Source organism: Acidimicrobiia bacterium, from assembly GCA_016650365.1.
In the GTDB taxonomy this organism is placed as follows: domain Bacteria; phylum Actinomycetota; class Acidimicrobiia; order Spongiisociales; family JAENVV01; genus JAENVV01.
Map to the genome: position 1 here is coordinate 1 of JAENVV010000234.1, position 11,061 is coordinate 11,061.

Below are 11,061 nucleotides of genomic sequence, written 5' to 3' on the forward strand. Positions count from 1 at the left end.
CCGATGCGCCTCCGTCTACGACGACGCCACCTACGACGACGCCTCCCTCGGACCCGCCACCGGCAACGACGACGACTGCACCGCCGCCCACCACCACGACCACGGCTCCGGCCGGGGGATATGTGTCGGGCGGAGATGAATCGACGTTCCTCTCGTTGATCAACAGCACTCGTTCATCGGCCGGCGTGGGCGCGCTCAGCCGGGACGGAGGGCTCGACGGCTATGCGAGGTGGTGGGCTGAACAAATGGCCATCGCCGGGGGTATCTCACACAGTGGGATGGGTGGCATCGATGGCAAGTGGACGATGAGTGCCGAAAATGTCGGGGCGGGCGGTAGCACTGCTCAGGGGCTCTACAGCGTGTTCACCGGCTCCTCAGGCCACCTGGCCAACATCACGGACGGTCGATACACCCATGTTGGCATCGGCGCCTGGATCGACGGCACCGGGATGCTGTGGACCGTGCACATCTTCGCAGCCCAGTAGCCACCTAATTATCGAGGCCTCGCTGCCACAACCCGGTGTCCGGATGGAACTGTGACCAGGCAAACCAGAAGGCTTCGTGGAAGACGATCTCCAAACCGTTCTCCACGGCTGTGAACCCACCGGCAATGGCAACAACTTCGATGTTGCCAAACATGATCCGTTTGCCGACCGCGAGTTGCTCACGCACCTCGGCGATTGGAAAGGCCACCAGAGTTCCGTCAGCCGCTTCGACTCCCAGGACCGGCGCCTGGACCGGCAGTCGATCGTCGACGGGGCCGATCGGGAAAATGGGGCCGTTGGCATCGCGCCCTCCGAGTGGGTCCGCCTCGTACGATCGTCCGATGCCCCCATCCTGAGCCACGATCGTGGTCTGCGGGTAGGTCCTTTTCCATTCGGCCCACGTTGAGACGACGACGCTGAGTTGGGTCAACTCAACACCGGCATCATGGAGCGGTCCTGACACTGCCACGCCGGTGAACGTGCCGATGGCCGACCAGGTGTTGAGGTCGAACATGAGCTTGTTGGATCGCACCAGCAAGCCCGACGTGCGCATGAAGGAAGGGTCAATACCGTTCGGTACGGACGCCAGGTCGTACGCCTCGGCCGAACCACACAACGTGCAGTACGGCAACCCGATTCGAACCGCACCGACCGTGTCGATCACCATTTCGTGCACTTCCAAGATGTTTTTTGGATACGCCCTGGCTTCGCCGTTGAGGACGATCCCAAAGACGACGCCGTCGTCGGGATACCAGCTGCCACCGGACACGTCGGTGACTGCCGGGTTGTCGAGAGCCGGAATGCAGCCGCCCTGGCAGGAGGCTGCGAAGTCGCCGAAGGGCCGATCGTCCGGCCGGACGCCGCCCCATGACAAGAGTCGGTAGTCGATCGAAGCGGTCGGCTCGAAGAAGGGCGCCCATCGGTCGTCGATGGCGGAGAAGAGTTGACCTTTCCATCGGACGTAGTCGGGCGGCGCCGGGACATCCCAACCGATGAGCAGGTTGGTGGCCGTGACCCAGGGGACCGGTGCCGTTTTGAGATCCACGTCGGTGAGTTGTTCAAAGGTGACGATGGCGTCGTCTTGAATGGGTCCTGGGAGCAAGAAACGCAGGAGGTCGGCGATGAGCCAGGCAACCCTTGCGTCGTTGGCGTCGGCCAAAGCCCGAAGGGCGTCGCGGTCGATGTCGGTGTCGAGGGAAGACACCAGGGTGTCCAGTTCGTCTACGACCCGTGCCGGAAGCGGCCCCGGTGGTATCGCAGGTGCGGGCGGCGAAGCCGCGACGGTGGTGACGGTGGTGGCCGAAACGAGGTCGTGGGGTGCGTCAACGGTTGGTGAACTGCACGCCACCGCTGTTAAGAACAGTGCAACGGTGAAGGTTCGAGGGGCGGTCATATCGGTTTGAACGGTACCGGGCTTTGGCCCGTAGCTGTCCAGATCGATGCCCATGGGCCGGACGTTCAGCGGTTGTTCAGTGGGAGGTCGTAAGGTTCGAACGTGGGGGGAGAGCGGATACCACACTTCCCAGGTGGTTCCGCTCTCAGGCTCAAGCCGGTGTTTGTTGGGCCGCCCGAAAATGGGGAAGGGAGAGGCGGACCTGAGTCCGCCTCTCCCTTGTTGTGGATCGGGTTAGCTCTCGTCGGTTGGCAGGTCGTCTTGCATCAAGACCGGTGGGAGCTCGTCGTGGGCGGCCGAGATCGTGTCGAGATCCTCGCCGACCTGGGATGTCTGTACACCGGTCGTTTCGGCGGACAACGAGGACTGCTTCGGAGCGATCACGATCAAGCCCAAAGCAATGAGGATGATCGGGCCGATCCACCGTCCGTTCCAAGCGTCGAGCCCGAACCAGGCTCGGTCGGCGAGGGTTGCGATGGCGATGGCGCCGAAGCCGAAGCCGGCGATGAGGGAAAAGTAATCGATCGGATGACGTTTCATGTCAGCTCCTAATTCCTGAGATTGACCTGGCCGATGCCAAGGTCGATAGTGAGATTGCTTGCCGAATCGCCGGTCAGGGTGTAGTCCAAACCCAATCCGCCCTGGTCGGGCCCGGAGGTGTTGATTTCGCCGATTCCGACCTGAACCTCTAGTTGAGGTTGAGGGCCATCGCCCACCTCGACAGTCACCTGGCCGACCCCCAACGTCACGTCGATGTTGCTGTTGTCGGTGTTGTCGGGAAGCAGGACGGTCAAGTCGCCGGCTTTCATATCGATCTCAAGGTCGAATGCCTCGCTACCAAGGTTTCGCAGGTCGAACGTGACGTCGCCAGCCTCGTACTCGTACCGTGCTTGGAGGTCTGACACGGTGGTCGGGTCGATGACGAGGCTCTCGGCATCGTTGATTGAAACGAGCCAGTCACCATTGGGAACCCATTGAGATATCGCTGCCACAGGCAACAGGAGCAGGCCAATCAACACCAGCCGGCGGGCCCGACCGGCAAAGGCGCCGATGAGTAGCCCGACGGAAACGACGACGAGCATCGCCCCGATGTAATGGCGGAATTCGACGGTAGCCCCGGCGTTGTCGAACAGAGCCATGATGCCGACGGTGATCAATCCGGCCGCCAGGCTCAAACGACCAAGGATGGACCGTTCCCTTGGGGGACGGGGCGTCCTTGGCGGACGCGGCGGACGGGCCGGCCGTTCATTGCGGGGTGGGAGGGGCGGCGGGCCGCTACCTTCGGCAGTCTCCTGGTCGGAAACAACCGAACTCACCCGGTTGGAGCGATAGGCACTGGTGGGGCTGTCTGAGCGGCTCGGTGATTGGTCGTTGCTGCCGGCTCGACCAAAGTCGCCTCGATAGAGCAGGTACCCAACGACCCCGAGGGCCACTGCCCAGGCGAGGCCACCGTCGACTCCGCCGATGGACGAAACCCCGATGAGGGCCGCCAGTCCGATAAGGACGATCCCAACATGGGACTCACCGGAGCGGGCCTTCCGCAGGGCTTCTTCGGCGATCGACTCGGTGCCGTCGTCGTTGGGGATCAGCAACCAACCGGCCGCGTACAGGAAAAATCCCAGTCCACCAGCAAAGGCCAACAGGACGAAGCCCAATCTGGTGAGCACCGGGCTCACGTTCCAATAATCGGCGAGGCCGCTGGCTACGCCAGTGATGATTCGCCGCTTGACTGGCCGGACAAGTCCGGGCCTCGACACGTCGGGTGAGGGTTCACGCTCCGGTGCCGCTGTTTCTGTGTAGTTGTTCATGGCTTCATCTTGGGGGACGGCGACCTGGTCGGCTATTGGGTATGGCCCGCCGAAAACCCTGAGCCTCAGGGTTTGTCTCAGGGCAATACCTCGTTGGCTCCGACGCTACTCCGTGCCATCATCTGATGTATGGAGCGCACCGAAAGACAACCGGCTTTGTATCGCCGATCAGATGACCGGATCCTTTCGGGACTGGCCGCCGGCGTCGCAGAATCGGTTGGTGTGTCGCCGTCGTATGTTCGGGCGGCATTTGTGGTGCTGGCCCTGGCGGGTGGGGTGGGAGTCGTGGCCTACCTCATCGGGGTAGCCATGACGGTCAACACCGTTGACATCGGCAACAAGCAGATTATCGGCCGCTCACAGAAGCTGGGCCTGGCCCTCATGCTGGTGGCTGTGTTGATGACCCTGCGAGCCGCCAACCTCTGGTTTGGTGATTCGGTCGTGTGGCCGTTCGGACTGATCGCCTTCGGGTTGGCCGCCATCCTCGACAAGGGCGATAACTACAGCCGGTTATCTTCGTGGATGCTCCCGGGAGGTGATGCCTCGCTGCGACCACCGATGAGCCGGATGGTGGTGGGGACCGTCGTCCTGTTCGCAGGTGTCGCCACATTCGTCGCCTCGAGGAGTGCCTTGACCACGCTCGGTCTGCCGCTGCTGGCGGTTCTCGTTACCGCCGCCGGGCTCATGTTGCTGGTCGGCCCGTGGATCGTGCGGTTGGTGGGAGCCCTCAACGAGGAACGAAGCGATCGGATCCGTTCGGAGGAACGATCTGATGTGGCCGCTCATCTTCACGATTCGGTCCTTCAGACGTTGGCCCTCATCCAGCGGTCAGACGACCCGAACAAAATGGTCACCCTGGCAAGGGCCCAGGAACGGGAACTGCGCCAGTGGCTATTCGAGGCCGATCCAGACGTCGATTCGACATTGTTGAGTACCGCTCTCCAATCGATGGCGGGACGGGTCGAACGTGACTACGACATCCGGGTGGAGTTGGTGACCGTTGGAGAAGTCCAGCTGAACCCCACCCTCGACGCCCTCGTTCGGGCCGCCGGGGAAGCCACCGCCAACGCCGCCCGCCACTCGGGAGTTCAGTGGGTTTCGGTGTACGCAGAAACCGCCGACGGCCAGGTAGACGTGTTCGTGTCGGATCAGGGGAGCGGGTTCGACGTGAGCACCGTCAACGGTGATCGACACGGGATCGCCGATTCGATCATCGGGCGCATGGAACGTCACGGAGGCACCGCGACCGTCTCGAGTGAGATCGACGGAGGCACCGAGGTTCACCTGTCGATGCCGCTAGGTTCGGACAAATGATGCGGGTATTTCTGGTTGACGATCACGAGCTGTTCCTGACCGGCGTTCGGACCGAACTTGCCAACCATGTCGACGTGGTCGGCTGGGCTTCCGATGTCGACGAGGCAATCGGGGCCATCCGCGATTTGAGACCCGAGGTCGTTCTGGTCGATGTTCACATGCCGGGCGGTGGGGGATTGGCCGTCATCAAGAATATTTCTGAGGATGACACCGACGTTCGTTTTCTGGCGTTGTCGGTTTCGGACAAAGCCGAAGACGTCATTGCCATGATCCGGGCCGGGGCCCGGGGGTATGTCACCAAATCGATCTCACCGGCCGACCTGGTTGATGCCATCGCCAGAATCGCCAATGGGGACGCGGTGTTTTCGCCGCGGTTGGCCGGCTTCGTACTCGACGCGTTCGCCGAGTCAGCCCCCACCGTGTCCGATCCCGAGTTGGATCAGCTGACGACGAGGGAACGCGAAGTGCTCAGACAGATCGCCAGGGGATACACGTACAAGCAGGTGGCTTCCCGCCTGTCGATCTCTGTCAAGACTGTTGAAACGCATGTTTCGGCGGTTTTGCGTAAGCTGCAGCTGTCGAGTCGATATGAGCTGGCCCGGTGGGCCAGTGACCGTCGGATCGTGTAAAGCGTGTCCGGTCCGATACACTCACCTGATCCGAAATAACTAGCCCCGAGAAGGACCCCCTCTGGTGCCGAAGGCAGATCAACGCTATACCAACATTGCCATCACGAGCGTTGAGCATGCCCATGCTCCGATTGTGGTCACTTCCGACGAAATTGATGCTCAACTCGCAGGCTCGTACGAACGTCTGCACGCCGCACCTGGACTGCTCCAGTCGCTGGCCGGAATCCATGAACGCCGGTTCTGGGAAGAGGGCGTATTGCCGTCGGATGCGGCGGCGTTGGCCGGAGAGAAGGCGATTGAGGTGTCCGGTATCGACCGGGGTGACATCGGCATCATCATCAACACCTCGGTGTGTCGCGACTACATCGAACCGTCAACCGCTTCGATCGTGCACGGCAAACTTGGCCTCCCCGATACGGCCCTGAACTTCGATGTTGGCAACGCCTGTCTCGGTTTCCTCAACGGCATGACCATCGTGGCGGCCATGCTCGAGCGGGGCGAAATCGATCATGGCCTTATTGTTAATGGAGAAGGGTCACGGGTGGCCGTTGAATCGACCATCGAGCGGCTCAACGGCGACACGGCGACTCCCGAAATGTTCCGCGAACAGTTCGCCACGCTGACCCTTGGGTCGGGGGCGGTCGCCATGGTGATGTCACGGGGAGATCTGGTCGAATCGCCCCACCGCTTCATTGGTGGGCTCAGCCGGGCCAACACTCAGCACAATCAGTTGTGCGTCGGCCAACCAGACGAGATGCGCACCGACACGGCCGGCTTGTTACGAGCCGGCCTCGACCTTGCCAAAGAGACTTGGCAAGAGGCCTTCTCGAAGTTCGCTTTCCAGGACGAAACCGTCGATATGTATGCCATCCATCAGATCTCCCAGGTGCATACCCAGGCGGTCAGCGACCTGCTTGAACTCGACAGCGACAAGGTTCCCCGCATTTTCCCCACCTTCGGGAATACTGGACCGGCGTCGGTTCCGATGTTGCTTTCGATGCAGGACGATCTGGGTCGCATCTCCGAAAGCGATCGGGTCATCCTGATGGGCATGGGAAGCGGTATCAACGCCGCTGCGTACGAACTTATCTGGTAGTGCTGCCAGACGAATTCCCCTCCGAGCTCTTCCCGTTCACTTCTCGCAAAGCCGCCATTGGTGGAATGTCGATGCACTACGTCGACGAAGGTGAGGGTTCGCCGGTTGTGCTCGTGCATGGCAACCCGACCTGGTCGTTCTATTTCCGCAACCTGATCGGCCCGCTTGCCACCAGCCACCGGGCGGTCGCCATGGATCACATCGGTATGGGTTTCTCGGACCATCCCACCCGCGACGAGTACCCCTTTTCGTTGGAGCGGCGCATCGCCGACCTTGGCGAGTTCATCGACACCGTGATCGGTGATGGCCCGGTCGACCTGGTCATGCACGACTGGGGTGGAGCGATCGGACTCGGCTGGGCCGTGGCCAATCCGCAGCGGGTTCGCAAACTGGTGGTTATGAACTCGGCCGGCTTCCACCCCCCAGACGGCAAGAAGATCCCCGCCGCCCTGCTGGCTGCCCGCTCGGCCGGCGCGGGAGAAACCGTCGTGCGAGGCGCCAATGCCTTTGTGGAAGGCGCCGTGCGGATTGCGGTTACCCGGCCATTAAGTAGAGAAGAGCGGCGCGGCTACCGGGCCCCGTACTTCTCGTGGAAACGGCGCCTCGGGGTGTATGAGTTCGTGAAGGACATTCCAATCAACGACGAGCACCGAACCTATGACGTGATCCAACGGATCAGCGACCGCCTCGACCTGCTCGGTGACAAACCGGTCATGCTGGCATGGGGAACCAAAGACTTCGTGTTCAACGCCGACTACCTCGACGAGTTCGTCCGCCGGTTCCCGAACGCCGAAGTCGTCCGATACGGCGCCGCCAACCATCTCGTCCTCGACGACGAACGGGTCGACCTCATTCCCAGAATTGTTGAGTTCCTGACATGACCCGCCCCGTTACCGATCGTATGTCAACGTGGGCGGCGGGCCACCCCGATCAACTGGCGGTGGTCGTTGCCGAACGTAAACGGGGCAACTTCCGGGGTTTCACCTACGGGGCATTCGAAGAGCGAACCCGCGACCTGGCGGCCGGATTCGTCGAACTGGGTTTCGCCGGCAAACGAGTGGTCCTCATGGTCCCTCCCGGCAAGGGTATGTTCGAGGCGGGCTACGGACTCATGCGAGCCGGCGCGGTTCCGATTCTCATCGACCCGGGACTCGGCCTGGCGTCGATCTCCCAGGCCCTTAAAGAAACGTCACCGTTTGGGTTCGTGGGAATTCCCACCGCCCTGGCCGCCCGGACCCTGTACCGCTGGGCGCCAGACGCCACCGTGGTCTCGGCCGGTCGGGTCAAACGGGGGACCCCGTCTCTCGACGATGTGGCTGACCGGGGGCGATCCATCGGACAGTGGACGACTGGCTCGGTGGCATCGATCGTCGCCGACAACGAATCGGCCGCCATCGTGTTCACGTCCGGTTCGACCGGCCCTCCCAAGGGCGTGGTTATGACCCACAAGATCTTTGGTGCCCAGGTCGACATGATCACCTCCATGTACGGGCTGACGGGCGGTATGAAATCGGTTTCGACGTTTGCGCCCTTTGCCCTGTTGGGACCCCTCATGGGGCTGACCACCTATATGCCCCGGATGGACTTTTCGAGACCGGGCGATGTCGACCCGACCCGGATCATCGAACTCACCGACGCCTTTCATCCCGATCTCCTGTTCGGCTCACCCGCCTTGCTTGACCGGGTTGGACGCTACGGTGAAGCGACCGGCGACACCCTCGACGGGATCAAACTGGTTCTGTCCGCCGGTGCCCCGGTCCGACGCGACATCCAGCAACGCATCTTGAACATGGTTCCCGAGGGCACGGTGATCGCCACCCCATACGGTGCCACCGAAGCCCTGCCGGTCGCCACGATCGACAGTTCCGAACTCGCCAACCTCGACGGGGTCGGGATCTGCGTTGGACGTCCCGTCGCCGGAGTCGACGTGACCCTCATCCCCATCGCCGACGAACCGGTCTCCGATGTCGCCGATGTGGGCGAAGTCCCGACGGGTTCGTTTGGAGAGATCGTCGTGCGGGGTCCGAACGTGAGTCTCGAATACGTCGAACGTCCGGTCGACATGGCCATGACCAAACTGTTTTGGGACGGAAAGGTTGCCCACCGGATGGGCGACCTCGGTCGGTTCGACGATGAAGGAAGACTCTGGTTCGGGGGTCGCCGGTCACACCGGGTCCATGCCGCCAGCGGGGACATCCCCACGGTTCCGGTTGAGTCACTGGTCGACCAGCACCCGGCCGTAGCCCGATCGGCGTTGGTGGGAATCGGCCAACCCGGAGAGCAGCGACTCATCGTCTGTGTCGAACTCGAACCTGGTTACAACGACGACGTCCTCGACGAAATTCTCAGCTTCATCGATGAGCATTCCGAGGCCGCCGCCGTAGGAGCCGAGCGAGTGGAACGGTTGCTGTCGCACAAGGGCTTCCCGACCGACGTCCGGCACAACTCGAAGATCGACCGACCGGCCCTGGCCGTCTGGGCAGGGAAACGGGTGGAATGAAAGTTCTCGTGACCGGCGGAGGAGGATTCGTTGGCGGAGCGGTCATCGATCAACTCCTGGCCCGCGGGTGGCACGTGCGCAGTGTGGCTCGTGGCGACTACCCGGTCCTGGCGGCCAAAGGCGTCGAGGTCATGCGTGGTGATCTGGCCGATGACGATGTCGCCGCACAGGCAGTTCGCGACTGCGACGGTGTGTTTCATGTCGCCGCCAAAGCGGGGGTGTCCGGTTCGGCCGCCGATTACGAACGGTCGAATGTGCTCGCCACCCACCGGGTCGTCGAAGCCGCCAAAGCCGCCGGAATCGAACGCCTTATATATACGTCTACGCCGAGCGTGGTCCACGGCGGGGGAGACGTCGAAGGGGTCGACGAATCGGCCCCCTATCCCGACCACTTCACGGCCCCGTATCCCGAGACGAAAGCCCGGGCCGAACGCTTCGTGCTCGGCCAGGCCGACGACCGTCTCGGTACGGTGGCGATCCGCCCCCACCTCGTATGGGGTCCGGGCGACACCCAACTCGTCCCGAGGATCATCGAACGGGCCCGGGCCGGCAAGGTCCGGTTCGTCGGCGACGGGATGAACATCGTCGACACCACGTTCATCGACAATGCCGCCGCCGCCCACCTCGCGGCCTTCGATCGGCTGGCACCGGGCGCCCCTATCTCGGGCAAGGCCTACTTCATTGCCCAAGACGAACCGCGACCTATCCGCGACATCGTCAATGACCTCCTTGACGCGGCCGGCGTTGCCCCGGTCACCAAAACGATTCCGCCTGCCGTCGCCTACGCGGCCGGGTCGGCGGCAGAATGGTTCTTCACCCGGTTCCGCCCCGACGAAGAACCGCCCATGACTCGCTTCCTGGCCGAACAGTTGGCGACGGCTCACTGGTTCGACCTCACCGCCGCCCGCAGGGATCTTGGCTACTCGCCGGAGGTTTCCTTCCGGGAGGGGGTCGAACGACTGAGGGCTTCCTACGCATAGTGCTGATCACTTCGGGGTTATCCCCAGAATGTCGGATTCTGTCTGGTTGCGACTACGAAGAGTGATGGTCTCCCACGGAACTAGGTCTAGTTACATGAAGGTGATTCCAGGGCCTTTCTACCGGGTTCGCGCAGGACACGATCACGACGGATACCGGGACGTGCACGGTTGGTCCGAACTTCGCGTGTGATCTGGGCACGATGGCCCCGTTGGCGGTTGCCACGATCACGGTGATCTACACGGTGCCGGTTGACACGGAGGAAGGCACCTGTGAGACGGTCGGGGATTGATCCGACGCTGGTAATGGCGATCGGTGGGTTGGGGGGGTCCTCGGGTTTGTTATCTGGATGGTCACCGAGACGTTCGTGTTTCTCCCCGTCTTTCTTGCCGCCGGACTGGTCGCGGGGATCTCGATAGGCGAGCCGCTGCGTCGCCGCTGACGAAACCCCGCTTTCCTGCCTGTTAGACCAAGTATACGGGAGCGGGCACCCCACCGGGTCACTACGTCGGTGGGGCGCCTGCTACCGCAACCGCGCCGCTTGATGTCTTCGTCCCTCCCTACAGAACGAAGACATCGATCCCCCTATTTCGGCAGCGGCGGGACCAGACAGACCAACGGGTCTGAAGCGTTGCCCGAGGCGTCGACGGCATAGACAAGCATGTCGCCCTGGCCCTTCAGGTGGTAATCGACGGCTCCGGCCTGACCTTTAGTGCTGCCCATCTTCTTCTCTGATGGTTGGGCTCCAGGAGCCTGGGTCCATTTGATGATCGTCCCGGCCGGATAGGGGCCGAACACGAAACCGGTGCCCTGATCGACGACATAGACGAGCGGGTTGGAGTCGACCAGGTCTTCGGC

Annotated in this window: 11 protein-coding genes; 7 read left to right on the forward strand and 4 right to left on the reverse strand. The window is 62.5% G+C overall.

Annotated elements, in window-relative coordinates; all coding sequences use genetic code 11:
- The coding region (locus JJE47_13610; GenBank protein MBK5268460.1) for a CAP domain-containing protein at nt 1-485 on the forward strand (485 nt) is incomplete at its 5' end.
- Between the two features lie 4 nt (nt 486-489).
- Here the strand turns inward: JJE47_13610 and JJE47_13615 are convergent.
- The 3 genes from JJE47_13615 to JJE47_13625 form a co-directional block, all read right to left on the reverse strand.
- Nucleotides 490-1,932, reverse strand: a complete 1,443-nt coding sequence (locus JJE47_13615) for a DUF3179 domain-containing protein (GenBank protein ID MBK5268461.1) — start codon at nt 1,930-1,932, stop codon at nt 490-492.
- Nucleotides 1,933-2,112: 180 nt separating this feature from the next.
- On the reverse strand, nt 2,113-2,418 hold the full coding sequence (locus tag JJE47_13620) for a hypothetical protein (GenBank protein ID MBK5268462.1): 306 nt from the start codon (nt 2,416-2,418) through the stop codon (nt 2,113-2,115).
- Nucleotides 2,419-2,426: 8 nt separating this feature from the next.
- Nucleotides 2,427-3,686 carry a PspC domain-containing protein gene (locus JJE47_13625; GenBank protein MBK5268463.1) on the reverse strand — a complete coding sequence of 420 codons (1,260 nt, stop codon included), beginning with the start codon at nt 3,684-3,686 and terminating at the stop codon, nt 2,427-2,429.
- Nucleotides 3,687-3,815: 129 nt separating this feature from the next.
- Between JJE47_13625 and JJE47_13630 the strand changes: the two genes are divergently transcribed.
- The 6 genes from JJE47_13630 (at nt 3,816) to JJE47_13655 (ending at nt 10,205) form a co-directional block, all read left to right on the forward strand.
- Complete coding sequence (locus tag JJE47_13630; GenBank protein MBK5268464.1) at nt 3,816-5,000, forward strand: PspC domain-containing protein; 1,185 nt, start codon at nt 3,816-3,818, stop codon at nt 4,998-5,000.
- Entirely contained in the window at nt 4,997-5,629 is a 633-nt protein-coding gene (locus JJE47_13635; GenBank protein MBK5268465.1) for a response regulator transcription factor, read from the forward strand. Before JJE47_13630 ends, JJE47_13635 begins: the two co-directional genes overlap by 4 nt.
- A 61-nt stretch (nt 5,630-5,690) precedes the next feature.
- Complete coding sequence (locus tag JJE47_13640) at nt 5,691-6,725, forward strand: 3-oxoacyl-ACP synthase III (GenBank protein ID MBK5268466.1); 1,035 nt, start codon at nt 5,691-5,693, stop codon at nt 6,723-6,725.
- The gene (locus JJE47_13645) at nt 6,725-7,606 is read left to right on the forward strand and encodes an alpha/beta fold hydrolase (GenBank protein ID MBK5268467.1); all 882 of its coding nucleotides are present in this window, start codon (nt 6,725-6,727) and stop codon (nt 7,604-7,606) included. The genes JJE47_13640 and JJE47_13645 overlap by 1 nt, the downstream gene beginning before the upstream one ends.
- A complete protein-coding gene (locus JJE47_13650) occupies nt 7,603-9,225 on the forward strand; it encodes an AMP-binding protein (GenBank protein MBK5268468.1) in 1,623 nt (540 codons plus the stop codon). Before JJE47_13645 ends, JJE47_13650 begins: the two co-directional genes overlap by 4 nt.
- Nucleotides 9,222-10,205, forward strand: a complete 984-nt coding sequence (locus JJE47_13655; GenBank protein ID MBK5268469.1) for an NAD-dependent epimerase/dehydratase family protein — start codon at nt 9,222-9,224, stop codon at nt 10,203-10,205. Before JJE47_13650 ends, JJE47_13655 begins: the two co-directional genes overlap by 4 nt.
- A gap of 583 nt (nt 10,206-10,788) precedes the next feature.
- On the opposite strand, the gene JJE47_13660 is transcribed toward JJE47_13655, so the two are convergent.
- Nucleotides 10,789-11,061: hypothetical protein (locus JJE47_13660; protein MBK5268470.1), on the reverse strand; the 273-nt coding region annotated here is incomplete at its 5' end.